This window comes from Acidipropionibacterium timonense, from assembly GCF_900605005.1.
In the GTDB taxonomy this organism is placed as follows: domain Bacteria; phylum Actinomycetota; class Actinomycetes; order Propionibacteriales; family Propionibacteriaceae; genus Cutibacterium; species Cutibacterium timonense.
In genome coordinates, this window is the sequence record NZ_LR027558.1 from 604,966 (window position 1) to 629,739 (window position 24,774).

General features: G+C 69.8%; 26 protein-coding genes. 11 read left to right on the forward strand and 15 right to left on the reverse strand.

What is annotated here, in order from left to right:
* Nucleotides 1-7 precede the first annotated feature (7 nt).
* The 3 genes from E0E30_RS02930 to E0E30_RS02940 form a co-directional block, all read right to left on the reverse strand.
* A complete protein-coding gene (locus E0E30_RS02930) occupies nucleotides 8-1,315 on the reverse strand; it encodes an ISL3 family transposase (protein WP_130865021.1) in 1,308 nt (435 codons plus the stop codon).
* A gap of 104 nt (nucleotides 1,316-1,419) precedes the next feature.
* Complete coding sequence (locus tag E0E30_RS02935) at nucleotides 1,420-1,902, reverse strand: metal ABC transporter substrate-binding protein (protein WP_130865022.1); 483 nt, start codon at nucleotides 1,900-1,902, stop codon at nucleotides 1,420-1,422.
* 17 nt (nucleotides 1,903-1,919) lie between these two features.
* Entirely contained in the window at nucleotides 1,920-2,327 is a 408-nt protein-coding gene (locus E0E30_RS02940; protein ID WP_130865023.1) for a peptidase inhibitor family I36 protein, read from the reverse strand.
* Between the two features lie 605 nt (nucleotides 2,328-2,932).
* Here E0E30_RS02940 and E0E30_RS02945 point away from each other — a divergent pair.
* Nucleotides 2,933-3,172 (forward strand): DUF2283 domain-containing protein, encoded by a 240-nt coding sequence (locus E0E30_RS02945; RefSeq protein WP_130865024.1) that lies wholly within the window; start codon nucleotides 2,933-2,935, stop codon nucleotides 3,170-3,172.
* Between the two features lie 253 nt (nucleotides 3,173-3,425).
* Here the strand turns inward: E0E30_RS02945 and E0E30_RS02950 are convergent, their stop codons facing one another.
* Nucleotides 3,426-4,895 (reverse strand): GuaB1 family IMP dehydrogenase-related protein, encoded by a 1,470-nt coding sequence (locus E0E30_RS02950; RefSeq protein WP_130865025.1) that lies wholly within the window; start codon nucleotides 4,893-4,895, stop codon nucleotides 3,426-3,428.
* A gap of 56 nt (nucleotides 4,896-4,951) precedes the next feature.
* On the opposite strand from E0E30_RS02950, the gene E0E30_RS02955 reads away from it, so the two are divergent.
* Nucleotides 4,952-5,275 (forward strand): MGMT family protein, encoded by a 324-nt coding sequence (locus E0E30_RS02955; RefSeq protein ID WP_130865026.1) that lies wholly within the window; start codon nucleotides 4,952-4,954, stop codon nucleotides 5,273-5,275.
* 3 nt (nucleotides 5,276-5,278) lie between these two features.
* Here E0E30_RS02955 and qcrB read toward each other — a convergent pair whose 3' ends face one another.
* Genes qcrB through ctaE form a run of 4 tightly spaced genes read right to left on the reverse strand, consistent with a single transcriptional unit; the run spans nucleotide 5,279 to nucleotide 9,568 of the window.
* Nucleotides 5,279-6,991: a cytochrome bc1 complex cytochrome b subunit gene (qcrB, locus tag E0E30_RS02960; protein ID WP_130865027.1), complete on the reverse strand. Its 1,713-nt coding sequence runs from the start codon at nucleotides 6,989-6,991 to the stop codon at nucleotides 5,279-5,281.
* A complete protein-coding gene (gene qcrA / locus E0E30_RS02965; RefSeq protein WP_210115854.1) occupies nucleotides 6,991-8,073 on the reverse strand; it encodes a cytochrome bc1 complex Rieske iron-sulfur subunit in 1,083 nt (360 codons plus the stop codon). Before qcrA ends, qcrB begins: the two co-directional genes overlap by 1 nt.
* Nucleotides 8,040-8,843 (reverse strand): cytochrome bc1 complex diheme cytochrome c subunit, encoded by an 804-nt coding sequence (gene qcrC / locus E0E30_RS02970; protein WP_130865029.1) that lies wholly within the window; start codon nucleotides 8,841-8,843, stop codon nucleotides 8,040-8,042. The genes qcrA and qcrC overlap by 34 nt, the downstream gene beginning before the upstream one ends.
* A gap of 29 nt (nucleotides 8,844-8,872) precedes the next feature.
* Nucleotides 8,873-9,568 (reverse strand): aa3-type cytochrome oxidase subunit III, encoded by a 696-nt coding sequence (gene ctaE / locus E0E30_RS02975; RefSeq protein WP_130865030.1) that lies wholly within the window; start codon nucleotides 9,566-9,568, stop codon nucleotides 8,873-8,875.
* Between the two features lie 267 nt (nucleotides 9,569-9,835).
* Between ctaE and E0E30_RS02980 the strand changes: the two genes are divergently transcribed.
* Together E0E30_RS02980 and trpD are read left to right on the forward strand one after the other, a co-directional pair.
* Complete coding sequence (locus E0E30_RS02980) at nucleotides 9,836-10,243, forward strand: DNA-binding transcriptional response regulator (RefSeq protein WP_130865031.1); 408 nt, start codon at nucleotides 9,836-9,838, stop codon at nucleotides 10,241-10,243.
* A 235-nt stretch (nucleotides 10,244-10,478) separates the two neighbouring features.
* Nucleotides 10,479-11,525 carry an anthranilate phosphoribosyltransferase gene (gene trpD / locus E0E30_RS02985; protein WP_130865032.1) on the forward strand — a complete coding sequence of 349 codons (1,047 nt, stop codon included), beginning with the start codon at nucleotides 10,479-10,481 and terminating at the stop codon, nucleotides 11,523-11,525.
* Nucleotides 11,526-11,541: 16 nt separating this feature from the next.
* Here the strand turns inward: trpD and E0E30_RS02990 are convergent, their stop codons facing one another.
* The 3 genes from E0E30_RS02990 to E0E30_RS03000 all read right to left on the reverse strand — a co-directional run bounded on the left by E0E30_RS02990 (nucleotide 11,542) and on the right by E0E30_RS03000 (nucleotide 14,083).
* Entirely contained in the window at nucleotides 11,542-12,231 is a 690-nt protein-coding gene (locus E0E30_RS02990; RefSeq protein WP_130865033.1) for an A24 family peptidase, read from the reverse strand.
* A gap of 1 nt (nucleotide 12,232) precedes the next feature.
* On the reverse strand, nucleotides 12,233-12,766 hold the full coding sequence (locus tag E0E30_RS02995; RefSeq protein WP_130865034.1) for a hypothetical protein: 534 nt from the start codon (nucleotides 12,764-12,766) through the stop codon (nucleotides 12,233-12,235).
* Nucleotides 12,767-12,976: 210 nt separating this feature from the next.
* A complete protein-coding gene (locus E0E30_RS03000) occupies nucleotides 12,977-14,083 on the reverse strand; it encodes a sunset domain-containing protein (RefSeq protein ID WP_130865035.1) in 1,107 nt (368 codons plus the stop codon).
* Nucleotides 14,084-14,309: 226 nt separating this feature from the next.
* Between E0E30_RS03000 and E0E30_RS03005 the strand changes: the two genes are divergently transcribed.
* Both E0E30_RS03005 and E0E30_RS03010 read left to right on the forward strand, forming a co-directional pair.
* Entirely contained in the window at nucleotides 14,310-14,822 is a 513-nt protein-coding gene (locus E0E30_RS03005) for a peptidylprolyl isomerase (protein ID WP_130865036.1), read from the forward strand.
* A 31-nt stretch (nucleotides 14,823-14,853) separates the two neighbouring features.
* Entirely contained in the window at nucleotides 14,854-15,498 is a 645-nt protein-coding gene (locus E0E30_RS03010; protein WP_130865037.1) for a rhomboid family intramembrane serine protease, read from the forward strand.
* 54 nt (nucleotides 15,499-15,552) lie between these two features.
* Here E0E30_RS03010 and E0E30_RS03015 read toward each other — a convergent pair whose 3' ends face one another.
* The 4 genes from E0E30_RS03015 to E0E30_RS03030 all read right to left on the reverse strand — a co-directional run bounded on the left by E0E30_RS03015 (nucleotide 15,553) and on the right by E0E30_RS03030 (nucleotide 19,266).
* Nucleotides 15,553-15,828, reverse strand: a complete 276-nt coding sequence (locus E0E30_RS03015) for an Lrp/AsnC family transcriptional regulator (protein ID WP_130865038.1) — start codon at nucleotides 15,826-15,828, stop codon at nucleotides 15,553-15,555.
* A gap of 152 nt (nucleotides 15,829-15,980) precedes the next feature.
* A complete protein-coding gene (locus tag E0E30_RS03020; RefSeq protein WP_130865039.1) occupies nucleotides 15,981-16,790 on the reverse strand; it encodes a hypothetical protein in 810 nt (269 codons plus the stop codon).
* Entirely contained in the window at nucleotides 16,787-17,347 is a 561-nt protein-coding gene (locus E0E30_RS03025) for an RNA polymerase sigma factor (RefSeq protein WP_210115756.1), read from the reverse strand. The genes E0E30_RS03020 and E0E30_RS03025 overlap by 4 nt, the downstream gene beginning before the upstream one ends.
* A gap of 221 nt (nucleotides 17,348-17,568) precedes the next feature.
* Nucleotides 17,569-19,266 (reverse strand): DEDD exonuclease domain-containing protein, encoded by a 1,698-nt coding sequence (locus E0E30_RS03030; RefSeq protein WP_130865040.1) that lies wholly within the window; start codon nucleotides 19,264-19,266, stop codon nucleotides 17,569-17,571.
* 260 nt (nucleotides 19,267-19,526) lie between these two features.
* On the opposite strand from E0E30_RS03030, the gene E0E30_RS03035 reads away from it, so the two are divergent.
* The 5 genes from E0E30_RS03035 (at nucleotide 19,527) to E0E30_RS03055 (ending at nucleotide 24,760) form a co-directional block, all read left to right on the forward strand.
* Complete coding sequence (locus tag E0E30_RS03035) at nucleotides 19,527-20,684, forward strand: C40 family peptidase (protein ID WP_130866703.1); 1,158 nt, start codon at nucleotides 19,527-19,529, stop codon at nucleotides 20,682-20,684.
* Nucleotides 20,685-21,734 carry an ROK family glucokinase gene (locus tag E0E30_RS03040; RefSeq protein ID WP_130865041.1) on the forward strand — a complete coding sequence of 350 codons (1,050 nt, stop codon included), beginning with the start codon at nucleotides 20,685-20,687 and terminating at the stop codon, nucleotides 21,732-21,734.
* A gap of 71 nt (nucleotides 21,735-21,805) precedes the next feature.
* Nucleotides 21,806-22,582, forward strand: coding sequence for a lysophospholipid acyltransferase family protein (locus tag E0E30_RS03045; RefSeq protein WP_130865042.1), 777 nt, complete (start codon nucleotides 21,806-21,808; stop codon nucleotides 22,580-22,582).
* Complete coding sequence (locus E0E30_RS03050; RefSeq protein ID WP_130865043.1) at nucleotides 22,579-23,355, forward strand: lysophospholipid acyltransferase family protein; 777 nt, start codon at nucleotides 22,579-22,581, stop codon at nucleotides 23,353-23,355. The genes E0E30_RS03045 and E0E30_RS03050 overlap by 4 nt, the downstream gene beginning before the upstream one ends.
* A gap of 10 nt (nucleotides 23,356-23,365) precedes the next feature.
* On the forward strand, nucleotides 23,366-24,760 hold the full coding sequence (locus E0E30_RS03055) for a class II 3-deoxy-7-phosphoheptulonate synthase (RefSeq protein ID WP_130865044.1): 1,395 nt from the start codon (nucleotides 23,366-23,368) through the stop codon (nucleotides 24,758-24,760).
* Nucleotides 24,761-24,774: the final 14 nt, after the last annotated feature.

Here is a 24,774-nt window from a genome sequence, read left to right on the forward strand (position 1 = left end):
CGGCTCTTCAGGATCCAGGGTGTAGTCGGGGTCTGAATCCTCCGGTCTCCAGGAGTGATCTGGTGATGTAGTGGGTGAGGTTGCGGAATCCCAGGGCGATGCCGCGGAGGTGTTCGAGTCTGCCGTTGATGGCTTCACTGGGCCCGTTCGAGGTCCCGGGGTGGTCGAAGTAGGCCAGGATGTCGTCGGCCCGCTTCTTCAGGGTGTGGCCCAGAGTGGTGACTTCGGGCAGGGCCTTCGGGACTTTGGTGGCGATCGCGTCGATGAGGTGGGCCATGATGCGTCTGCCCTCGGCACGGTTCTCGGCGCGGTAGGCGGCCACGATCTCCTGGTAGACCGCCCAGGTGACCTGGACCGGGGCGTGGGCGTCGGCGGCGAACACCTGTTCCAGGCGGGCGGCCTGCCGGTCGGTGAGCAGGTCCCGGCCCGTGTGCAGGGTCAGCCTGACCCCGAACAGGGGGTCGCCCGCCCGGCCCCGATGGCCCGTGGTGTCCTGCTGGACGCGTTGGCGGGTGACATCGAGCTGGTCGCCGGCGAGCTGCACGACGTGAAACGGATCCACGACCTCGACCGCGGCCGGGAGTTCTTCGGCGGCTGCGGTCTTGAAGCCGGTGAACCCGTCCATCGCCACGATCTGGATGCGGTCGCGCCAGGCCTGGTCGCGGCCGGCCAGCCAGGTCTTGAACACCTTCTTGGAACGTCCCGCCACCATGTCGAGCAGCCGGGAGGCCCCGGTGCCGTCGCGTCTCGGTGTCAGGTCGATGATCACGGTGACGTACTTGTCACCACGGCTGGTGTGGCGCCACACGTGCTCGTCGACCCCGATGACCTCCACGCCCTCGAAGCGGTGCGGGTCGTCGATGAGCCGGCGGGTGCCCTCGGCCAGCACCGCATCGTTGGCGGTGGTCCAGTCCACCCCCAGACCAGCGGCGATACGGGAGACCGGCAGGTGATCGAGCACCAGGCCCTCCAGTGCCCAGGCCAGCCCGCCCCGCGACAGTTTCGCCCTCGCCTCGGCGGCCTGGTCGGTGTTCTGGCGCCACACGTGTCCGCAGCCGGTGCACCGGTACCGGCGCACCCGGATCCGGAGGATCGTGGTCCGGTGCCCCATCGGGGTATGGGCCAGCCGGCGGATCACCGTGTCACGAGGGACCCCCTGGCATCCGCACCAGTGGCACCAGTCGTCGGGGGCGACGACCCGGCAGGCCAGGACCGTCTCCTCGTCACTGATCAGCTGGCCGGTGACCTCCAGACCGAGTTCGTCCAGACGGGCGAATGTGGTCAGGTCAGGGGCGCCGAAGGTAGCGTGGTTCATGGAGGACCTTGCGATTCACGAGGACGGGACTTAAGACACTCCGATCCTCGCGCAGGGTCCTCCCCCCACGCACCCCGGCCCCACAGGCCAACTACAGCAGACTCTCACACAGTCAAGTCACAACTACACCCTGGATCCTGAAGAGCCGGGTTCCCATCGGCGTCCTGACCGGTCATGACCTCCGCTTCACGCGGTGACGGGTCCCACGAACCCTCGTCGACGTGCTCCATCATCGGGGCCTCGCTTCCGTGCTTGGCGATCCACGCGAGGTCGAACGAGCCGTAACGCGTGGGTAGGTCAATGGTGTCGGTCGCCATCGCATTCGGTGTGAGGTCGGGTTTGAAATCGACACCGAACCTCTGGGCACAGGGAATCGCAAGGATGTCGATGGCCTTGGAGATGGTCGCCGCATCGCGCCCGGTGGGGGCGAACTTGAGCAGGGGAGGCTGTACCTGGGCGATGGAGGTGAGGGGTGGCGGGGAGGCGGCGATGGTCGGTTCGCTCACCGGCGCCGAGGACCCCCCGCCGCAGCCGGCGGCCAGCAGGAGGCAACCGGCTGCGGTGAAGGCTTGAAGATACCTGGACATCGTCGATGGTGTCGTCGTCAGGAGATGATGAAAAAGCTGGCACGGTCGTTCCAGAGCGCGCCGACGTAGCTTCCCTTCTCTGTGTAGTCCACCCACCCCGTACTATCGCCGCCATAATTCAGGTCGGCAAAGAGCTTGACGTCACAACGATTATAATCTTTGATAGAGGTGATGACATCATTCCAGCCGACGGAACCTAGATATGACGAGACGGTTTCGCGATCGGACGTCTGAGGTGTGCATGCTCGGGATCCGTGGACCGTGAATACAGCTCCCTTGAATCCTGAGTGTTCCCAGAATCGCGCTCTCACTACCGATCCGGTAGACCAATCGACACTGTCTATCGCATGAGCCGGCGTTGCGATGGTCGGTGTGATAAGAACCGCGGCCAAGCCGCAGGATGCGATGATTCTCTTGAAGTTCATGATGGATTTCGTCCTTGACTTGTGAGATACAGCGACATCAATGTAGGTTCCCTGGGTGAGAGCTTGCATCCACGTTGGCGACGCTGGATGCACGACATCCCCGAGGGTGCGGTAGGCGGAAGGTCGGATGCTTGCGAGCCCACGTCGTCCGTGGCGAAGGCTCAACCACATGATGACACCTGGGCATACGGATACGCAAGAGGTGGGATGAATACGTTTGTGGAGATCGCGGACATCCACACACGGACTATCCCGGTGAGTGGTGAGCAGCGGTCACGTCCCCGGTAGAGGCGCGGCGATCTTTCGCGGGGGGCTGGGTGGTCAGGGTGGACGGGCTGAGGGAGCGGCGTCCGTGGCCCCTGCATCGGTTGGCTCGACTCGGGCTTGGCCATGGGAGCCGGAAGGATGACATCGTGGTAGCGCCCATGTCCGGCACCGTCAGGGCACGACACACTGTCGAGGATTCACCTGGCGATCGAGCCCATCCTTGTAAGCTTCGTGGACAGCACCGTCGAGGACGCCGAGATGAGCGATCTCCTGGCGATGGTCGGGCACGTGGGCGTGCTTCTCCGCAGGGCAGGGACACAAGACGTTGGAGGCCGTGAATGATCGTGAGGACGACGTCCACGTACAGTCGACTGATCGATGCCGTTTACCTGTATCCCGGTGATCTCAGAGACACCGACGCGCAATACGCTTGCACACTGGTCGTTGACGTCGAGGGCCTGACTCAGAGCATCAATATCGATGTCGACGACCGCGGACGGATACTCGGATTCGAGATTTTGTGTGCCTCGATGGTGTTCTCGCCGGACATCCTCCGCTCGCTCGAGCAGATGGACTGAAGTCCGGACGGGTGTGGCCCACGAAGGGCCGTCCACCGTCCATGTCGTGATGCCGGCGAGGTGTGATCCTTGTGACCTGGCCGTGGCACCTTTCGGGCGATGTCGAGTACTTCGCTCGACCGCCACGATTCACCGCGCAACCGCCGGCGCAGGGCCGTCCGAACGGATCGGGTGGGTTGCGCGGTGAATCGTGGCGGTCGGTGGCTGCGTCGTCCCTGCCCGACGGGCGGGGGAAGGGACAGGCAGATGCGACTCAGGTCCAGGAGGACGGGACCGGGCGGCCCTCCTCGTAGCCGGAGGGCGACTGGACCCCGACAACGGCCTTCTCGTGGAACTCGGCGAGGTTTCCCGCGCCGGCGTAGGTGCACGAGGAGCGTACCCCGGACGTGATGAAGTCGAGCAGGTCCTCGACCCCCGGGCGGTCCGGGTCGAGGTACATCCGCGAGCTCGAGATCCCCTCCTCGAAGAGCGCCGCGCGGGCCCGGTCGAAGGCCGACCGTGACCGCGTGCGGTGACGCACCGCCCGGGCCGAGGCCATGCCGAAGGACTCCTTGTACAGCCGGCCCTGGGGATCGACCATCATGTCGCCGGTCGACTCGTGCGTCCCGGCGAACCACGACCCGATCATGACCGACCCGGCTCCCGCCGCCAGGGCGAGGGCGACGTCGCGCGGGTGACGGACCCCACCGTCGGCCCACACCGAACCGCCGACCTCGGCCGCCGCCTCGGCACACTCGAGGACGGCGCTGAACTGCGGCCGACCGACCCCGGTCTGCATCCGGGTCGTGCACATGGCCCCCGGGCCGACCCCGACCTTGACGACGTCGGCTCCGGCGTCGAGAAGGTCGAGGGTGCCTCGCCGGGTCACGATGTTCCCGGCCACGACGAGGATCCGCCGACCCGTCTCCTCCTCGAACCGGTCGCGGGCCTGCCGCGCGATCCCGAGGGCCTCGATCATCCGATCCTGGTGGCCGTGGGCGGTGTCCATGACGAGGACGTCGGACTCGGCCTCGAGGGCGGCGCGCACCCTCCCGGCGACATCCCCGTTGATGCCGACCGCGGTCCCGATCATGAGGCGCCCCTGCGGGTCGAGGGCGGGCCGGTAGATGGCCGTACGCAGCGCCCCGCGCGAGGTCATGATGCCGATGAGCCTGCCGTCGTCATCGACCGCCACGGCGACCTTCTGGTGGTGATCGGCCAAGGTGTCGAAGACCTCGTCGGGGCTGGCGGTGGGGGACACGAGGGTGAGGTCCGTCGTCATGACCTCCCCGACCTGGGCGAAGCGGTCGACCCCCTCGGCCTCCTCGGGTGAGACGAGCCCCAGCGGCCGATGGTCATCGACGACGAGGACGACCCCGTGCGACCTCTTCTGCAACAGGCTCATGGCCTGCCCGACGGTCGTCTCCGGGTCCACCGTGACCGGGGTGTCGAAACGGGTGTGGGCCGACTTCACGCGCTTGATCGACCGGGCGACGAAGGGCACCGGGATGTCCTGGGGGAGGACGGCGATCCCACCACGCCGGGCGATGGTCTCGGCCATGCGACGCCCGGAGATGGCCGTCATATTGGCCACGACGATGGGCAGGGGAGTGGCCAGACCGTCGGTGGAGGTGAGGTCGACGTTCATCCTCGACCCCACCGAGGAACGGTTCGGCGCCATGAAGACGTCGTTGTACGTGAGGTCGTAGGTCGGCTGTTCGTTGAGGAAACGCACGATCCCCATCTTCCCACGCCAGCCGCGCGATGCCGGTCACCTCGCGCCCGTGCCACACTGACCTCATGGCCGACGAGCTGCTCACCGAACGCGTCCTGCGCGCCGTCGAGACCCTGCCGTCCGGGGCCGTCGTCACCTACGGGGAGGTCGCCGAGCTCGTCGGCACCGGGCCCCGTCAGGTCGGTCGCGTCATGGCCGAGTACGGGTCGTCCGTGCCCTGGTGGCGGGTCGTCAATGCCGCCGGGTGCCTGCCCGAGCACCTCGTGGCCGAAGCGCGTCGACACTGGCTTGAGGAGGGGTTGGAGACGACGCAGCGCGGGGTCCGGATCAGTCGTCCCGACCCCGCGCTGTGGCGTGATGCGTGGCTCGCCGCGGTGGGCGACCTGTGAGACTCAGACGGTGACGCCGTCCTCGGCACCCTTGGTGAGCTCGTCGCGCTCGGCTCCCTCGACCTCGCCATGGTGGCGGGCGGCCTCGAGCTCCTCGCTCGTCGGCTTGGGGACATTCTGACCGAGGAACCACTTCATGACGCGGGCCCGACGCTTCGACACCCGGCCGGCGACCGGCAGGGCCGAGTCGTCGTCACCGGTGGCCTCGAGCACCGGGTGGGTCCGGTGCTGGGTGAGGGTCCAGGCCTCGTCGTGGGTGATGGGCTCGTGGTCCTCGTGGAAGCCACCGTCGGCAGTGCGCACGATCTCGCCGGTCGGCGACCCGTGGAGCAGGCGTTCACGGTCGGCGTGCTGCAGCGAGACGCAGATCCGCTTGGTGATGATGAACGCCAGGATCGGGGCCACGAAGACGGCCACCCGCATGAAGTAGGTCACCGCGTTGAGGCTCACGTGGAAGTGGGTGGCGATGATGTCGTTGCCGCCGGAGAGCCAGAACATGGCGTAGCAGGTCATCGCGGCCACACCCAGCGCCGTGCGGGTCGGGACGTTGCGCGGCCGGTCGAGGACGTGGTGCTCGGAGGTGTCCCCGGTGATCCACCGCTCGACGAAGGGCCAGGCGACGAGGATGACGGCGAGCAGGCCCATGAGGCACACACCGGGCAGGAAGATGTTCCAGCTCCACGTCGTGTGACCGATGTGCCACTCCCAGTTCGGGGTGATGCGCACCGCGCCCTCGAGCCAACCCATGTACCAGTCGGGCTGCGAGCCGGCGGTCACCTGGGCCGGGTTGTAGGGCCCGAACTTCCAGACCGGGTTGATCTGCATGAAGGTGCCCATGAGCGTGAGGACGCCGAAGACGACGAAGAAGAATCCGCCGGCCTTGGCCGCGTACACGGGGAACAGCGGGTAGCCGACGACGTTCTTCTCGGTGCGTCCGGGGCCCGGGTACTGGGTGTGCTTGTGGTAGACGACGAGCATGAGGTGCGCCGCCACCAGTCCGAGGATGAGGGCCGGGATGAGGAGGATGTGTGCCATGTAGAGGCGCGGCACGATCGCGGTGCCCGGGAACTCGCCGTTGAAGACGAAGAACTCGACCCAGGTGCCGACGAGCGGGATGGCGCGCATGAGACCGTCGGCGAACCGCAGGCCGGTGCCCGAGAGAAGGTCGTCGGGCAGCGAGTAGCCCGCGAAGCCCTCGACCATGGCCATCATGAACAGGCCGACGCCGATGAGCCAGTTGATCTCACGAGGACGACGGAACGCGCCGGTGAAGAAGACACGGAGCATATGGACCATCGCCGCGGCGACGAAGAGGATCGCCGCCCAGTGGTGGATCTGACGCACCAGCAGCCCACCGCGCACGTCGAAGGACAGGTCGAGGGTCGAGGCGAAGGCCTCGGACATCGGCACGCCCTTGAGCAGCTGGTAGGAGCCGTTGTAGTCCACCTCGGCCATCGACGGCTTGAACCAGATCGTGAGGAAGACGCCGGTGATGAGCAGGACGATGAACGAGTACAGGGCGATCTCGCCCAGGAGGAACGACCAGTGGTCGGGGAAGACCTTGCGCAGGTTGTCCTTGTTGAGGATCTTCGCGACGCCGAGTCGGTCGTCCAACCAGGTGGCGGCCGTCGGACGCTCGACGGAGGCGGGGACGTCCTGGGGCAGGTGCGCGTCCAGGGCGGGTGAGGTGTCGGCTTTGCCGGTCGGCCGTGCCATCAGTTGTCACCCTTCTTGTAGTCGTGACGCGAGTCCCGCTCGAAGTAGCTCGGACCGACCGGGACGGTGAAGTCGCGGCGGGCCACGAGGTAGCCCTTGTCGTCGACGGTGATGGGCAGCTGCGGCAGGGAGCGCGCGGCCGGCCCGAAGACGACGACTCCCGAGTCGCCCAGGTCGAAGGTCGACTGGTGGCAGGGGCACAGCAGATGGTGGGTCTGCTGCTCCCACAGGTTCACCGGGCAGCCGACATGGGTGCAGATCTTGGAGTAGGAGAGGATCCCGCCGACCTGCCAGTCCTTGCGCGAGTCGGGGATCTTGATGGAATCGGGGTCCATCCGCACGACGAGGATCGACGACTTGGCCTTGGCCCGCTGCAGCTCGACACCCTCGAGGTCCTTGAGGTTCTCGGGCTGGGCATTGATGAGCTGGCCGATCTCGACCTCCTCGGCCTTGATGGGCAGGTAGGTGACGTCGTTGACGAGCCGGATGCCGGGAGCCCAGATGGTGCGCTCGATGGTGGCCCGACGCATTCCCGGTCCCGGCTTGGGGCCCAGATCGGCGAGGGTGACGAGGGCCGGCAGGGCGATCATGCCGACGGCACCACCGGCGGCGCCCAGGAGGAGCTTGCGGCGCGGGACTCCGGAGTCCTCGACCCCGGCCTTCCACTCGGTGATGAAGGCCTCGCGTTCGTCCTTCGAGGACTCCAGGGGATGACGCTCCTGGATCCACTCGCGGTCGCTCATGATCTGGCGTCCCCACTGGATGAGGGACAGCCCGATGAGCAGGACCGCCACACCGGCGGTGGTGCCCAGGCTGAACGACATGGCGCTCATGTACAGCGGGCCGAGGTGGATGGTGGCGTCGCGCGGCACGGCGAAGTACAGGACGACGAAGGCGATCGCCAGCACCGGCACGAGGCCGAGCATGAGGAGGATCTCGCGATAGACGCGGCGTCCGGTGGCCTGGTCGGCGTCGGCCCAGCGCTCGACGTGAGGCTCGAGGCCGGGGTCGGTGACCGGCTGGTCCAGATCAGTGTTGTGGCCGTCGCTCATCGCGCGCGGGCTCCCTTCCGTGCCAACCAGTGGGCGACCAGGATGAGGCCGCCGATTCCGACGATCCAGCCCCACAGACCCTCGGTGACCGGGCCGATCCCGCCGAGGGCGAGGCCCCCGTCATTGGGCTGGGTGCGCACCGTGTTGAGGTAGCCGATGATCTCGCGGGCGTCCTCGTCGGTGACGACCCCCTTGGAGAAGACCGGCATCTGCTGCGGACCGATGCGCATGGCCTCGTAGATGTGCTTGTCCGAGGTCTTCGACAGGCTCGGGGCGTAGGAGCCACCGGGCAGCGCGCCGCCGCGTCCCTCGATGTTGTGGCAGGCCGAGCAGTTCGTCTTGAAGAGCTCCCCGCCGCGGGCCAGCTGTTCGGCGGTGAGACCGGAGGCGTTGTAGGTCGACGACGACGGCACCTGCGGTCCGGGGGCCAGGGAGGCCACGTAGGCCGCGACCTGGGCGATCTCCTCGTCGGTGAACTTCGTCGGTTTCGACGGGGCCTGGGCCTCGGGGCGGGCCATGGGCATACGTCCGGTGCCCATCTGGAAGTCGACGGAGGCCGCGCCGACGCCGGCCAGGCTCGGGCCCTGGGTGGTGCCCGCCCCGCCCAGACCGTGGCAGGAGGAGCAGTTCTGCTCGAAGATCGCCTTGCCTGCGGCGACCTGGCTGGAGGCGTTGGTGTCGGCCTGGCTCGAGGTGGCCGGGCTCACTACGGCGTAGACGCTGCCCACCAGCATGAGGGCCAGCAGCAGCATGATGGGCTTGGCTGCCCGACTGCGTCGCCTCGTGGAGAGGAATCTCACGGGATTGACCTTTCTGTGGGTGGTGGGCGTCAGCGGATGAGGTAGATCACCGAGAAGAGGATGATCCAGATGACGTCGACGAAGTGCCAGTAGTACGAGACGACGATCGCCGTGACCGCCTGCTCGTGGGTGAAGGTCCGGGCCAGGTAGGTGCGGGCGAGCGTGAAGAGGAAGGCGATGAGGCCGCCCAGCACGTGCAGACCGTGGAACCCGGTGGCCAGGAAGAAGGCCGAGAAGTAGACGCTCGACGAGATCGTGTGGCCCTCGGAGACGAGGGTGGCGTACTCGGTGAGCTGTCCGGCGATGAAGACGGCGCCCATGACGAAGGTGAGGGTGTACCACTCGCGCATTCCCCAGGACATGATCGAGGCCAGACCCTTGGTACGGCGCACTCGGCCGTGCTCGGCGGCGTGCACGCCCAACTGGCAGGTGACCGAGGAGGCCACGAGGATGAGGGTGAAGACCGCCGAGAGGGGCACGTTGAGGTGCCCGGACTCGAGCTGCCAGAGGTTCTGGGAGCCGGCGATCGCCCGGTCGCTCGTCGTCTGGCGGATCATGAAGTACGCGGCGAAGAGGGCCGCGAAGAACATGAGCTCGCTGGCGAGCCAGATCCACACGCCGACGGGCAGCAGGTCGGGCCGTCCCGCCGGAGCGTTGAGTCGCGACTGTGCGATCGGGTGGACGGCTCCTGATGGTCGTTCGGAGGTCTGCGCTGAAGTGGCCACGGCCTCATTATGGCGGCAATTGTGCGTTTGGTCATGTCCTTGGGGTCTCGACAGGGACGCGACGTTGAAGTTGCGCGGTCAGGTGGCATAATCCGGCGCCCCTGCGCGGCGTGTCATCGCAGGAGGGAAGGGGCTAGCATGAGCTTGGACGCGCAGGCGTCCGGGAATCCCCGGACCGGCGTCGCCCAGTGTCAGGTGCCAGGACCAGCGCTGCGATCCACGGCGCGGAACCGGGCACGGTGCCGAACGACCCGACGAGGACGAGGGATGAGCGAAGACCAGAAGACCGCAGGCGACACCCTTCACGTGCTCGTGTACTCCGATGACCGGGGTGTGCGCCAGCAGATCAGGCTGGCCCTGGGGCAGTCGGTCGCCGCCGACCTGCCGCCCGTCGAGGTGGTCGACGCCGCCACCCAGAAGGCCGTGCTCGACGCCGTCGAGTCGGGCTCGTACGACGTCGTCATCGCCGACGGTGAGGCGGTGCCCTCCGGTGGCATGGGGCTGACCCATCAGCTCAAGGACGAGATCGCGGACTGCCCCCCGGTGGTGCTCGTCGTCGCCCGCCAGGCCGACGCCTGGTTGGCGACGTGGTCGCGGGCCGATGCGGTGACGACCCATCCGATCGACCCGGTGAAGCTCCCGGGGATCGTCGCGGACCTCGTCCGCGCCCAGTGAGACCCGCGGACCTCGTCCGCGCCCAGTGAGACCCGCGGACCTCGTCCGCGCCCAGTGAGACCCGCGGACCTCGTCCGCGCCCAGTGAGACCCGCGGACCTCGTCCGCGTGCGGTAGCTTGGCACCCCGCCATCCGCGGGTGAGACGCCCTCCCAGCTCGGCCCGGCTGGCCCTAGGATCCGGTGACGTCCCCTCCGACCATCGTGGGGGTGACGTCGTCGGAGAGGAACTCGCCCATGACCCCGCAATCCTGGCCCGATCTGCTCACCCGCCTCGTGCGAGGGGAGAACATGGACTCCTCGACCGCCCGCTGGGCGATGGACCAGGTGCTGTCCGGTGACCTCACCCCGGTCCAGATCGCCGGGTTCGCCGTCGCCCTGCGCGCCAAGGGGGAGAGCGTCGACGAGATCTCCGGCATGGCCGACGGGATGCTCGGTCGCGCGACAGCCCTCGAGCTCGACCGGGAGGCCGTCGACGTCGTCGGCACCGGTGGCGACCGGGCGAACACCGTGAACGTCTCGACGATGGCCGCCATCGTCGCGTCCTCGGCCGGGGCCAGGGTCGTCAAGCACGGCAACCGGGCCGCCAGCTCGGCCTGCGGCACCGCCGACTGCCTCGAGGCCCTCGGGGTCGCCCTCGACGTCCCGCCGGCGCGACAGGGTGAGGTCTTCGAGAAGGCCGGGCTCGTCTTCCTCTTCGCTCCGCTGTACCACGCGTCGTTGCGGTTCGCCGGGCCGGCCCGCAAGGAGCTCGGCATCCAGACGACGTTCAACATCCTCGGTCCGCTCACCAACCCGGCCCGCCCGCGCGCCAATGCCATCGGCATCGCCGACCGGAGGATGGCACCCCTCGTGGCCGGGGTGCTCACCGCCCGGGGCTGCCGTGGCATGGTCTTTCACGGAGACGACGGGCTCGACGAGTTGACGACGACGACGACCTCGCAGATCTGGGTCTTCCGGGACGGCGAGTGCGCCGAGACGACCTTCGACCCCGCGGCCCTGGGACTGGCGCGGGCCGACGTCGACGACCTCGTCGGTGGCGACGCCCGGCACAATGCCGGGGTCGTCCGCGACCTCCTCGACGGCAGGACGGGCCCGGTGCGCGACATCGTCACCCTCAATGCCGCCGCCGCCCTGCTGGCCTTCGAGGGTCCCGACCCCTCCGCACCGCTCATCGACCAGATGGCCGTCCAGCTCCACCGGGCCCGACGGGCCATCGACTCGGGTGCGGGGACGGCAACGCTCGAGACCTTCGTCGAGGCGACGAACGCGGCCCGGCGCTGAGCCCGGGCCGTCCGCCTCACAGGGTCCGTGTGGCCAGGGCGATCCACGGACCCGCCCACAGGGCCGGTCCGTAGGGGACGGCCTCTCCCCAGGGTGAGGGGCGCCAGCGACGGATGACGGTGACCGTGAGCGTCCCGAGCGCCCCGGTGAGGGTGGCGCCGAGCAGACCGACGCCCAGGGCGGAGACCCCGAGGGTCGCGGTCAGCGCACCGGTGCCCAGGGCCAGTCGGACATCCCCGAAACCGAGCTGGCCGGTCCACCGCCACGCCGCCCAGAACGGCAGGGCGGCCGCCGCGGCGCACCCGGGGACCGTGATCAGCCACGTCCAGCGTGGGCCGACCAGGACCACCCCCAGGGCGAGCGCGAGCAGTCCCTCGGCCAGGCACAGGCGCCACAGGAGCCTCGGCAGGAAGGTCGTCTCGACGTCGACGGCGACGAGCGAGGTCACCGATCCGGCCCACACCCACCACAGGGGTCGCGCCCAGGGCGGGGCGACGACGGCGACCGCCCCGGCGAGACCTGCGATGGCGGTGACGACGACCTGACGGCCCGGCCCCGCCAGCGTCGCGTAGGCCGGTTTGGCGGCCACGACGTCGTCACCGACGTCCTCGACCCGCGGTTCGGGCAGCTGGGGGACGATGAGCCGGGTGTGCGTCAGGGCCAGCACGGCCGCGACGACGGCCCCGAGCAGGGCGTGGACAGCCATCTCAGGCCGCCTCGTCGAGCACGGTGGGTCCACAGGTGCGACGCGGGACGTCGGGGATGACGCGGTGCCGCTCGCACGCCGCCCGGGCTCGCAGCCGGACCATCTGGGTGCACTGGCGGCGTCGTCCCGATCCGATCTCGCCGACCTCGTGGCAGCTGACGTCGAGGTATCTGGCCACCTGGCGGCGCGTGTGGCCGGCGCGCAGCAGGGCGTCGACGCGATGTCTGGTGCTCGTGGCGTCCACCAGGTGGCGACGGGTCCGGTCGACCTCGTCGGGACCGAGGGTGAGCAGCCGGATGGCGTCGACCCGGCGGATGCGCGTCATGGGGCGGCCGTGGCCGAGCAGCCGGGCCACGGTACGACTGGAGACCCCGGAGAGGATCGCGATGACCCGCCAGGGCGCACCGGTCTCCTCGACGAGATGGCGGGCATGCCGGGCGAAGTCCTGGGCGGGCACCCACAGGGACTGCGGACCGACGGGCTGCCTGCGGGCGACGTCGGATGCCGTGACGGCGAACGTGGGGGCGTCGGTCATCGGGTCCTCCTTCGGGTGGGGTCGCCCCTCGTTGGACGACGCAGCTCCACCCTTTCGCGTCGATGTCCGCGTGCTGTGGAGACTCCGTGACGTCTGGGGGACAGGAGGGTGTGCCACTGGTGACAGGAGATGGCGCCACCGCGGGCGGACGCACCGAGGGGGCCCGACGCGAACGTCGGACCCCCTCGTGGTCAGCGTGTGCGGGTCAGCTCAGCGCTGGGCCCTGGTGAACCCCGCCGCCTCGGCGTCGGCCTCGGAGGAGAACCAGACGTCGGCGATGGTGCGGTCGTAGCCGCCGGAACCGGGCACGTGGTACTTCTTCGAGCGCTCGTTGCCCTTGATGACGAAGCCCTCGGGTGGGTTGTCGCCGACATAGGACGCGGTCGCCCCGCCCTCGGTCGTCCTGCCCTCGGTTCCCTCGCCGTCGATCATGGCCCCGTCCGCAGCGGCCGGTTCCGCCTCGGGGGCCTTCTCTTGGCCGGCCTCCTCGACAGGGGATTGGGCGGGCGTCTCGGCCACGGTCTCGGGAGATGCGGCGGCGGGCTCGGTGACGGGCGTGTCCTCGACCACGGGCGCCTCGGCCGGTGCGGACTCGGCCACGGGCTCGGCCGCAGCCTCTTGGTCGGCATCGCTCCGGGCGTCCTGGGTGGGGGCCTTCGGCGTCCACGAGTACGTCTCGGTGGGCTCATGGGCGGTCCACCCGTCATCGGCCTTGCCGAGGAACTTGCGGGCGGCGACGACCCCGGCACCGATGATCCCGACGACCGCGGTGAAGCCGAGGAACTTCTTGAACCCGCCGCGCTTCTTCACGGCGACCGCCTGGCTCGGGGCGACCTCGACGGCCTGGCCACGCAGGGCGGCGACGGCGGCCTGGCCACGGCGTCCCGCTTCCTGGGTCAGCGGATGCTGGGCGACCTGCTGGGCACGGTCCTCGATCTCGGGCAGGACGTCCTTCTGGAAGGTGTCGTAGGCCTGCTGCAGGGCGGGGACGACCTTGTTCTGGGTGACGTCCTTGGCGATGTCCCGGGCGTTCTCGAGGGCCGGACGCAGGTTCTTCTGGGCCTCGGTGAGCGCCTTGGAACCGTACTCCTTGGCCTGGTCGCCCAGCGGTGCGAGACGCTCGGTCGTCGCCTTGGCCAGGGGAGCGAGTTTCTCGCTGGCCTGGGCGGTGAGCGGCGCGGCCTTGGCCTGCGCGGCGGTGAGATAGGTGGCCGCGGTCTCGAGGGCCTGGGCACGCTGTTCCTTGGTCGACAACGGAACGTTCGCGGCGGCGGCCTCACGGGCGGCGGCCACGGACGACTTCTTCTTGCAGGACACGGTTCCTCCATGAATCGGCTGGTGCTCGTGATCGAGCGGCTCGTGTTCGAGCACTGTCCACGGTAGCCGGGACGACGTCCGGAACCCAGGGGTTCGTCGAAATCCGGGACGCCACGGCCCGATCCTCAGCCCACGGCTGATCGGCGCGACAGGAGAACGAGCCGTCCTGTCACCGGTCGTGGGTAGGGTGGTACGACGTCAACCCCTCTCACAGGAAGGCACCCCGGTGGCCTCTACCGCGACCCTGCACACCAACCACGGTGACATCGTCCTCACCCTCTTCCCCGACCAGGCGCCCAAGACGGTCGAGAACTTCGTCGGACTGGCCGGCGGCACCAAGGAGTACCTCGACCCACGCACCGGCAAGCCGACGACCGGCAAGTTCTACGACGGCCTCACCTTCCACCGCGTCATCGACGGGTTCATGATCCAGGGCGGCTGCCCGCTCGGCACCGGTACCGGCGGCCCCGGCTACCAGTTCGCCGACGAGTTCCACCCGGAGCTCAACTTCGGCAAGCCCTACCTCCTCGCCATGGCGAACGCCGGACCGGGCACCAACGGCTCGCAGTTCTTCATCACCGTCGCACCGACCCCGCACCTCAACCGGCGCCACACCATCTTCGGTGAGGTCGCCGACGAGGCCTCGCGCAAGGTCGTCGACGAGATCGCCGCCGTGCGCACCGGCCGGATGGACCGCCCGGTCGAGCCGGTCGTCATCGAGAGCGTCGAACTGGCCTGACCCGACTCCGGCTGACACGAGGACGACCGAGATGGCCGATCGCTGGGTCGAGCACCCCATCAGGCCCGGAGGGACGGGAACGCCGGCCAGCTCCGTGCTGGCCGGCCTCGTCGTCGTGGTCGCCGTCGTCTCGGCGGTGACGCCGTTGCTCGGCTGGCTGGCAGCCGGGGCCGCGCCGTCGTACGCCTTCCAGCTGTGGCGTCCGCTGCTGTACGGCCTCACCTCGGGATCGCTGCTCCAGGCGGTCATCAACGCCGTCTTCCTCGTCCTCGTGGGGCGGGCCCTGGAACCGGGATTCGGGAGCTGGCAGTTCGCCTCGCTCTATGTCCTGTCGGGGCTGGGAGGAGCGGCCGCACTGTGCCTCGTCGGGGTTCCTGCCGATGTCCAGGGGTCGATGTGCGGGGTCTTCGGCATCCTCGCCGCGGCGGCCGTCGTCAAGCATTTCCGGCGGGAGGACGTGCGCAGCGACATCGTCCTCATCAGCCTCTTCATCATCTGGTCCATCGTCGTCGGCAGCGCCGCCTGGGTCGCCGATCTCGGAGCGGTGGCGGTCGGGGTGGCCGTGGGGCTGGTCCAGGCGCGCATCCCGTTGGCCGACCGGCGCCGGGCCGTCATCGGGCACGTCGGCGTCGCCCTGGTGTGCCTCGTGGCGATCGTCGCGACCTGGTTGCGCTGACGTCCCAGCGGCGTGCCGCTGCCGAGATTTCCCAGCGGCGTGCCGGGGCCCCACTCACTCCCCGATGTCGAAGAGCGCCTCGAGGTCGTGGTCGGAGTAGGTCCGCAGAGCCACGTGGGTCTCGGTGTCGACGATGCCGTCGACCTTGTTGATGCGGTCGGCGACGATCGTCGCGACGTCGTCCATCGACGCGGCCCGCACCATGGCGATGAGGTCGATCGACCCGGTCGTCGAGTACACCTCGGAGACCCCGTCGATCTCGACGATCGTCTGGGCGACCTCGGGAATTCGCGGGGAGCTGGCCTGGATGAAGACGATGGCGTTGATCATGGGCCCAGCGTAGGACCTCGCCGCGTCGCTGTCCGCCGTGAGGTGGCGGTCGTGAGATGGCGTGAAGGCGGGTGCGGACCCCGGGACGGGCGGGGCCGACCCGACGCCCCGGCCAGGGCGTGGGGTCCGGCCGGGGCGTCGGGTCAGAGGGGTCACCTCAAGGGCTCATGGTTGCGCAGGACCTGCCCATCGCTGAGGACCAGGTCGTAGCGCGGTGTGGCCGGTGTGCTGCCCCGGGCGATGGGCCACCACGCCGCGAAGTGGCCATGGGTGACGGTGGCCCTGGTGTCGCGGCCGTCGGCATGGATGACCACGGAGACGACCTCGGACCCGACCTGGCCCTGCGCGCTGGTGAACGCCCCACGGCCGTCCTCGTAGAAGCCACCTGACTGGGCCGTGAAGCCGCTGGTCCCGAGCTCGGGCACGGGCGCGGCCCGGCCGGTGGCCACGGCGCCGATGCCCGCGACGACCCTCGCCGGTGAGGTGGCCTCCGCGATGCAGTCGTAGCTGCTGCCGTCCTGGGCGGCTAGGGCGGTGAACACCCACGGGCCCCGCACCTCGGTGACGACCTGCTGGTAGCCGTCAGCCCCGGTGAGGGCGTCCTGGCCGGAGATGTGCGCGAGTGATTCCTTGAGTGACTGCAGGCAGCCCTTCCCCGCGGCCGAGGAGACCTTGGTACCTGCAGGCTTCGCCGTGGCGGTCCAGGACGCGAAGGCGACGCCGTCGTCGCCGTGGGGCCAGCTCAGCACGGCCGCACCGATGACGGCGGCAGCCACCGGCGCCAGCCACCGCAACCGGGTGCTGCGGCGCAGCGGGATCGGGGCGGAGGGGGCGTCGCCGGCGGTCGCCAGGATGCGCTCGAGGGTGGCCGTGGCGGCCTTCCGCTCGGTAGCTGTGAGGGGCGTGGCGGCGGGGTCGCTGGCACGAAGTGCCTGGTCGAGAGCTTCGTCGGTGATGGTCATCGTGACTCCTGGAGACAGACGGGGGGCAGAGTGGTGACGGCGGTCGAGCGGAGCTCAGGTCCCTCGACGTGCAGATGGCTCCTGAGCCGGCTGCGGGCGCGGGACAGCCGGGTGCGGTAGGCGGCGGCACTGATGCCGAGGACCTGGGCGGCCCGGGCGGCGTCGAGGCCGTCCAGCACGGTCAGCGAGATGGTTTCCTGGTCGTCCTCGCTGAGGTGGTCCCAGGCGCGGACCAGGTCGATTCGGGTCACCGCGAGATCGTCCTCGTTGCCGAGGACCGGCTGTCGATGGGTGTCGAGTCGGATGGCCAACGCGGTGCGGCGTCGGCTCGACCGTCGGGCGTTGAGGATGGTGTTGCGCGCGATCCCGAACAGCCAGGCCAGAGCACTGTCCAGGTCGACCGGGAGGTCGTCCACGCGGCGCCACGCGGTCGCGAACGTCTCAGCGGTCACATCCTCGGGGTGCGGGCTGCGGCGCTTCGCATACCGCAGCACGTCGGGGTAGATGGCCCGGTACACGCTGCTGAACCGCGTGGCGGGGTCGGTCAGTGCTCTCACACCCTTCTCCTGTCCAGCTCACCCGAGGTGTCACAGGCCGACCCAGCATGACTCACTCGGCCCGCCATCCGCGACCGGATCCCGGTCGCTCAGCCGACCATCCGCGACCGGATCCCGGTCGCTCAGCCGACCATCCGCGACCGGATCCCGGTCACTCAGCCGACCATCCGCGACCGGATCCCGGTCACTCAGCCGACCATCCGCGACCGGATCCCGGTCACTCAGCCGACCATCCGCGACCGGATCCCGGTCGCGAGGGCCCTCTCGTCGACGCAGATGTCCCGCGGCCACGACCAGTCCCCGTCGATGTCGACGAGCCGGACGCCGTCCTCCTCGAGCCAGGAAGCGACGAGCTCGGCCTCCTCGACGCTGCACGCCGGCAGTCCCTCCACCGCCGGAGCAGCGACGGTCTCCGCGCAGCGGCACGTCGACTCGATGATGGGCATGGGGTTCTGCCCGGCCGGGCACAGTGCCGCCCCGGCCAGCCGGCCGTGCCGTACGACGTGCACCTCCCAGCGTCCCTCGATCCTGCGGGCCGCGACGATCTGTGGACAGCGGGCTATCGACGCGATCCGTGCCCGGCGTCGCCCCGCCGCCAGGAAGGTGCGCACCCGCTCGGTGAGTGCCCCGGCGTCCTCGAACCGGTCGGCCCCCGAGAGCTCGGCGATCCGCTGCGCCTGCGTGCGCACGACCGGGGTCACGTCGAGGGTCATGACCCGACGGGCCGTCGCCACGACCTCCTCGTACCCACTGCCGGCCGGGTCGAGGCACGGAGCCGGGCACCGTCCCATCTCGGCCAGGGGACATCCGTGGGGATGGGCCGACAGCGGCCCGGTGCACTCCCTCAGGGGAGCGGTCTCGCGAAGCACCCGACACGCCTCCAGGGCGTCGTCGCGCCGTGAGAACGGGCCCCAGTAGAGCCGATCGGCCTGCGCTGTCGATCGCACCACCGACAGCCGCGGGAACTGCTCCCGGGTGAGCGTCACCCACAGGACGTCGTCCTGACGGCGTGACCGACGGTTGTACCGCGGCTCGTGGGCGGCGATGAGCCGCAGCTCCCGCACCCCGGCCTCCAGCCCAGTGGCGCACGACCTGGCCTGCACCCCGGTCGCCACGCGGACCATCTCGTCCATCCGGCGTCGGGTCTCCGAGGCCGTGAAGTACTGCGCCACCCGACGCCGCACATCGACCGAGGTGCCGACGTAGAGCACCTCGCGGGGCCGACCCGGCTCATCCCGGTGGAACCAGTAGACGCCGGGGCCCTCGGGCAGCTCGGCCGCCCACCTCCGTTTGGCTCGACGTGCCGGACTCACCCGATGGGTCACCTCGAGGAGGTCCTCCAGGGTCGTCACGCCGAGGTTGCCGACCCGCTCGATGAGTCCGTGGAGCACGTCGACCGTGGCCCGGGCATCGTCGAGGGCACGGTGGTCGGGGGTCGTCGTGGCGTGGAAGAGCTGCGCCAAGGTGCCGAGCTTGTGGTTGTGCACCTCCCCGCGCTGCAGGCACGACCGGGCCAGGGCCAGGGTGTCGACGACGACGTTGCCCGGCCAGGGGTGATCGGCCGCCTCGCAGGCCCGCCTGAGGAAGCCGACGTCGAATCGGGCGTTGTGGGCCACCAACACGGTGCCGCGGCTGAACTCGAGCCAGCTCGGCAGGACTGCGCCGATCGGGGGAGCGTCGGCGACCATGGCGTCGGTGATCCCGGTGAGCACCTGGACCGAGGCCTGGATGTGGCCGCCCGGATGGACGAGGGTCTGGAACTCTCCCTCGACGACACCGCCGCGCACCTTGACCGCGCCGATCTCGGTGATGGCGTCGTCCTGCGACCCGCCGGTCGTCTCCAGGTCGACGACGCAGAAGGTCACCTCGGGCAGAGGTGTGCCCAGGTCGTCGAAGGAGGGTTGCAGGTCCGGCGTCATGGATCGGACTCTAGGAGCCGGCGGTGACGATTCTGAATGACACCCTCAGGGATGCCGAACAGACGTACCGATGAGGGGCGTTCAACCGCGTCATGACACGGGTTGCGAACCGGCTGAAGGCCACCTAAGATTTTCTCAGCCGTCAGGGGTGAGTCCTACGACGGCGTCAGAATCGGCTGCGACATGCAGCGACCGACGAGACGTGAGGATCCTCCGTGGTAGACGAGCGACTGGCCACCTCCGGCGTGCGTGCGAACGGCATGCGTCCGAGGACGTGGTGGCGAGGACTGACCTGCGCCGCTCTCACTGGTGCCTTCATCATCGGCGGGATGGTCGGGGCACAGAGCCCCGCGAGCGCCGACCCCGACGCCGTGGCCAAGGCCAAGGCCAGCCTGGAGACCATCCAGGCCCAGTCCGCCAAGATCGAGTCGGACTACACCGACGCCCAGGCGGCCCTCGACAAGGCGCAGAAGTCCCTCTCCCAGGCCGAGCGCGACCTCACCTCCCAGAAGGCCAAGGTCGCGTCGATGCGTGCCGCCCTCGGCCGCGTCGCCCTGGGCGACTACCAGTCCGGGGGCACGGTCTCGACCGCCACCCAGCTCGTCACCAGCGGTGACGCCGGCCAGTTCCTCACCAAGCTCTCCATGGTGCAGAACGTCACCTCACGCACCAACGAGCAGTTCCAGTCCTTCCAGGCCGAGCAGGCCACCCTGCAGACCCTCGAGTCGACGGCCGCCGCCGATCGCGCGACGATCCAGGCCAAGCGCGACCAGCAGGCCAAGCTCCTCAAGGACGCCGACGCCAAGGAGAAGCAGGCCAGGGCCGTCCTCGACAAGCTCACCGCCCAGGAGAAGGCCCGGCTGGCCGCCGAGCAGGCCGCGCAGGCGCAGGCCCTCGCCGCCCAGGCCGCGGCCCGGTCCCAGGCCACGACGACCGTCTCCCGGGACCAGTCGCGCACCACCGACACGACGACGACCACGACCTCGTCGCCCTCGACGACGAGCCGCTCGACGAGCACCTCGTCGTCGAGCACCTCCTCCTCGAGGACGACGGTGTCCACCTCGTCCTCCGGCCGTGCCGCCACCGCCATCGCCTACGCCATGGCCCAGGTCGGCAAGGCGTACGTCTACGGCGGCACCGGCCCCAACGGCTTCGACTGCTCGGGCCTCATGCTGCGTGCCTGGGGGGCCGCCGGCGTCAGCCTGCCGCGCACCTCCGGTGAGCAGTACGGTGCGGGCACCCCGGTGTCCGTCTCCCAGCTCCAGCCCGGCGACCTCGTCTTCTACTACTCCGGCATCAGCCACGTCGGCATGTACATCGGCAACGGGATGATCGTCCACGCCGCCAACCCGCGGTCCGGCGTCACCACCGCCCCCCTCATGTCGATGCCCTACCAGGGCGCTCGCCGGGTCGGCTGAGTGCTCAGTATCGGGGTTGACATCGGCGGCACGAAGGTTGCCGCCGGTGTCGTCGACGAGCACGGGGCCATCCTGCGGCGACTCCAGCTGCCCACCCCGTCCACCAGCCCGGAGGCCGTCGAGGACGCCATCGTCCGCAGCGTCGAGGAGCTGTCCGAGGGGCTGCCGATCGTCTCGGTGGGCATCGGCGCAGCCGGATGGGTCGACACCGAACAGGCCCTCGTCCGTTTCTCCCCGCACCTGGCCTGGCGCAACGAACCGCTGCGCGACCGTCTCTCCTCGAGGATCACGGTTCCGGTCCTCGTCGACAACGACGCCAACGCCGCCGCCTGGGCGGAGTACCGGTTCGGGGCCGGACGCGGCTCCAGGGTCATGACCTGCATCACCCTGGGCACCGGCATCGGCGGCGCCCTCGTCATCAACGGGCGCATGTTCCGGGGACGCTACGGCATGGCCGGCGAGTTCGGGCACATGACGGTCGTCCCGGGAGGGCACTGGTGCCCCTGTGGCAATCGCGGGTGCTGGGAGCAGTACGCCTCCGGCAACTCCCTGGTGCGCGACGCCAAGGCCCTCCTCGCCGAGGGATCGGCCGAGGCCCGGGGACTGCTGGACTACGTGCCCGACGGCGACCCCGACCACCTCGTCGGGCCCGACGTGAGCCGGGCGGCCGTGCACGGTGACCGCACAGCGATCGAGCTCATCGCCGACGTCGGTACCTGGTTGGGGCGGGGAATGGCCAACCTGGCCGCCGCCCTCGACCCCGACCTCTTCGTCATCGGGGGCGGGGTGAGCGCTGCCGGGGACCTGCTGCTCGAACCTGCGCGCGCCGCCTATGCCCGGACCCTCACCGGACGCGGCTTCCGTCCGGTCGCCGACATCGAGCGGGCGCGGTTCGGCAATGATGCCGGTCTCATCGGTGCCGCCGACCTGGCCCGGCACTCCATCGAGGAGCCCCCGGGCATCGCCCGCGGGTTCTGGCCGCGCCGGCGGGCGCCCAGACGGCGTCGTCGCCCCATGTTCTCCAACGGCTGGGCCTCGACCGCCGACTGAGGTCCGTGGGGATGCCGGGACCGACGAGTCGTCACCCCCGGCCGATATGGTTGCCCTGACAAGGAGGCCCCATGTGGTATCAGATCCTCAAGTACGGACTGTTCGCGCCCGGGATGCGGCTCGTCTTCCGTCCCTGGGTCATCGGTGAGGAGAACATCCCGGCCAGCGGCGGTGCCGTCCTGGCCGCCAACCACCTGGGAGCCCTCGACCCGCTCGTCATCGCCTCGATGATCTCGCGCAAGATGACCTACCCGGCCAAGAAGGAGCTCTTCGAGGGACGCGGGGGAGTCGGGCCCAGGGTCGTCGCCTGGTTCATGAAGGCCGTCGACCAGGTGCCGCTCGATCGTTCGGGTGGTCAACGCAGCGTGACGACGATGGAGCCGGTCCTCGAGCGGCTCGCCGAGGGCGGCCTGGTGGGGATCTTCCCCGAGGGCACCCGCTCGGCCGACGGCCGCATGTACAAGGCGCGCACCGGGGTCGCTCGGTTGGCCCTGCGGGCCAAGGTGCCGGTCATCCCGGTCGGCGTCGTCGGCACACGGACCGCTCCCGGGCTGTTCGGCATCCCCCTGACGCAGCGCCCCGGGCTGGTCATCGGCGAGCCCCTCGACTTCTCCGACCTGGCCGACCGGGCCGAAGAGACCGCCGTGCTGCGCTGGGTCACCAACGAGGTCATGGACGCCATCGACGCCCTCACCGGCCAGGACTACGTCGACGTCTACGCCACCCGCGTCAAGTACGGCGACCTCAAGGGCGCGGACCTGTCACGCTGGCAGCGTGAGCGTCCCGGCGGCAACACCGTCCCGGCCCCACGGAACGCGCCGAGTCCGACGATGAGGAACGGCTCATGAGGGTCCCGCGCGTCGAAGGACTCACCGGCGAGCCCGTCGTCCTGGCCGGTGAGGCACTACCCGAGGGTCCCTTCGTCCTGGCCGTCCACCACTGTCGGCGGACCGACGCCCTGGTCGTGCGCTCCGCCCTGCGCCGGGCCGGGCGTTCGATCTGGTTGGGCCTCGTCCTGCCCACCCGGGCCATCCCGTGGGGGACCTCGGCCCGGGCCGGGGCCCTGGCCAGGCTGCGCTCCGGAGTGCCGGTGCTGTGTTTCCCCGAGGGGGCGCCAGCACCCCGGGGGGCGATTCACAAGGGCGACGTCGAGCTGGCCCACCTGGCCCTCGAGGGACGGGTCGTCGTCGTTCCGGCATACCTGGACGACGAGTCGACCCAGCTCGTCGTCGGCGGGGCCCTCGACTTCTCGCGTCATGCCGACACCCCGCACAGCCGGGCGGTGTTGCGAGCCGTCACCGACGAGGTCATGGAGGCTCTGGCCTGCCTCACCGGCCTGCCCTACCGGGACACCCCCGTCGCCGCCGCCCGCTCCGAGCAGGCCGACGCCCGGCGCGAGCGGGCCCGTTCCCTCCGCGCCGACCGCCAGGCAGCCCGTCAGGCCGAGGCCCTGGAACGTCAGGAAGTGCGTGCCCAGGCCGCCCGGGAGGCTGCCGATCTGGCCCGGGCAGCCGTCGAGGCACGGGAGGCGGCCCGTCAGCAGGCACTGCGGGCGGCCATGGAGGACCGGCGTCGATCCGCGGACCGGAAGCCGACGGCCGATCCGGATTCGCCCCAGTAGACTGCCCGCCATGCCTGACGGTGTCCCCAGCCTCGAGTCCCTGCACGCCATGCCCCTGGTGCAGCAGCCGAGCTATCCGGACCCCGAGGCCGCGGCCAGGGTCGTCGAGCGGATGCGTCAGCTGCCGCCCCTGGTGTTCGCGGGGGAGTGCGATGAGCTGCGTGCCGGGCTGGCCGAGGTGGCCGCGGGGAGGGCCTTCCTCCTCCAGGGTGGTGACTGCGCCGAGACCTTCGCCGCGGTCAAGGCCGACAACATCAAGGGCAAGCTGCGCGTCCTGCTGTCGATGGCGGTCGTCATGACCTACGCCGGCCAGCTGCCCGTCATCAAGGTGGGACGGATCGCCGGCCAATACGCCAAGCCGCGCTCGCGCGACACCGAGGTGCGAGACGGCGTCGAGCTGCCCAGCTACCGGGGTGACGCCGTCAACGGCTTCGAGTTCACCGCCCGGGCCCGCGCCCACGATCCCGAGCGTCTCGAGCGGGTGTACAACGCGTCCGCCTCGACCCTCAACCTCGTCCGCGCCTTCGTCAAGGGTGGGTTCGCCGATCTGCGCGGCATCCACGCCTGGAACGCCGACTTCGTCCGCAACTCCAACGTCGAGGCGCGCTACGAGGCCATGGCCGACGAGATCGAGCGTGCCCTGGCCTTCATGATCGCCTGCGGGGTCGACGACGAGGAGCTGTCCACCGTCGACTTCTACGCCAGCCACGAGGCCCTCCTGCTCGACTACGAGCACGCCCTCACCCGCATCGACTCGCGCTCCCAGCTGCCCTACGACACCTCCGGCCACCTGCTGTGGATCGGGGAGCGTACCCGTCAGCTCGACGGCGCCCATGTCGCCTTCATGCGGTCCATCCACAATCCCATCGGCATCAAGCTCGGGCCGACCACCTCGGGCGCCGACGCCGTCGCCCTGGCCGAGGCCCTCGACCCCGATCACGTGCCGGGCCGGCTCACCTTCATCACCCGGATGGGGGCGCGCCACGTCCGCGACCGACTCCCGGCCATCATCGAGGCGGTCGAGGCCACCGGCCGCAAGGTCGTGTGGAGCTGCGACCCCATGCACGGCAACACCTTCGAGACGGCCAACGGCTACAAGACGAGGTCGTTCCGGGACGTCTGCGAGGAGGTCAACGGCTTCTTCGACGTCCACGAGGAGCTCGGCACCTGGCCGGGCGGGGTGCACGTCGAGCTCACCGGGGACGACGTCACCGAGTGCCTCGGCGGGGTCGACGAGTTGGCCGAGGCCGACCTCGAGCACCGCTACGAGACGGCCTGCGACCCCAGGCTCAACCGCAACCAGTCGCTCGAGCTGGCCTTCATCATCGCCGGGCGGCTGTCGGACGGGCGGATCAAGAGGGCGACGGCGAGCCCGCTCGCGCCCTTCCGCAGCCTCGACCTGTGAGGGCTTGAGGCCCC

Bases quoted from the DNA above. Each gene is read 5' to 3' on its own strand.
- E0E30_RS02930 (WP_130865021.1), bottom strand. From the start codon at position 1,315: ATGAACCACGCTACCTTCGGCGCCCCTGACCTGACCACATTCGCCCGT.
- E0E30_RS02935 (WP_130865022.1), bottom strand. From the start codon at position 1,902: ATGTCCAGGTATCTTCAAGCCTTCACCGCAGCCGGTTGCCTCCTGCTG.
- E0E30_RS02940 (WP_130865023.1), bottom strand. From the start codon at position 2,327: ATGAACTTCAAGAGAATCATCGCATCCTGCGGCTTGGCCGCGGTTCTT.
- E0E30_RS02945 (WP_130865024.1), top strand. From the start codon at position 2,933: ATGATCGTGAGGACGACGTCCACGTACAGTCGACTGATCGATGCCGTT.
- E0E30_RS02950 (WP_130865025.1), bottom strand. From the start codon at position 4,895: ATGGGGATCGTGCGTTTCCTCAACGAACAGCCGACCTACGACCTCACG.
- E0E30_RS02955 (WP_130865026.1), top strand. From the start codon at position 4,952: ATGGCCGACGAGCTGCTCACCGAACGCGTCCTGCGCGCCGTCGAGACC.
- qcrB (WP_130865027.1), bottom strand. From the start codon at position 6,991: ATGGCACGGCCGACCGGCAAAGCCGACACCTCACCCGCCCTGGACGCG.
- E0E30_RS02980 (WP_130865031.1), top strand. From the start codon at position 9,836: ATGAGCGAAGACCAGAAGACCGCAGGCGACACCCTTCACGTGCTCGTG.
- trpD (WP_130865032.1), top strand. From the start codon at position 10,479: ATGACCCCGCAATCCTGGCCCGATCTGCTCACCCGCCTCGTGCGAGGG.
- E0E30_RS02990 (WP_130865033.1), bottom strand. From the start codon at position 12,231: ATGGCTGTCCACGCCCTGCTCGGGGCCGTCGTCGCGGCCGTGCTGGCC.
- E0E30_RS02995 (WP_130865034.1), bottom strand. From the start codon at position 12,766: ATGACCGACGCCCCCACGTTCGCCGTCACGGCATCCGACGTCGCCCGC.
- E0E30_RS03010 (WP_130865037.1), top strand. From the start codon at position 14,854: ATGGCCGATCGCTGGGTCGAGCACCCCATCAGGCCCGGAGGGACGGGA.
- E0E30_RS03015 (WP_130865038.1), bottom strand. From the start codon at position 15,828: ATGATCAACGCCATCGTCTTCATCCAGGCCAGCTCCCCGCGAATTCCC.
- E0E30_RS03020 (WP_130865039.1), bottom strand. From the start codon at position 16,790: ATGACCATCACCGACGAAGCTCTCGACCAGGCACTTCGTGCCAGCGAC.
- E0E30_RS03030 (WP_130865040.1), bottom strand. From the start codon at position 19,266: ATGACGCCGGACCTGCAACCCTCCTTCGACGACCTGGGCACACCTCTG.
- E0E30_RS03035 (WP_130866703.1), top strand. From the start codon at position 19,527: ATGCGTCCGAGGACGTGGTGGCGAGGACTGACCTGCGCCGCTCTCACT.
- E0E30_RS03045 (WP_130865042.1), top strand. From the start codon at position 21,806: ATGTGGTATCAGATCCTCAAGTACGGACTGTTCGCGCCCGGGATGCGG.
- E0E30_RS03050 (WP_130865043.1), top strand. From the start codon at position 22,579: ATGAGGGTCCCGCGCGTCGAAGGACTCACCGGCGAGCCCGTCGTCCTG.
- E0E30_RS03055 (WP_130865044.1), top strand. From the start codon at position 23,366: ATGCCTGACGGTGTCCCCAGCCTCGAGTCCCTGCACGCCATGCCCCTG.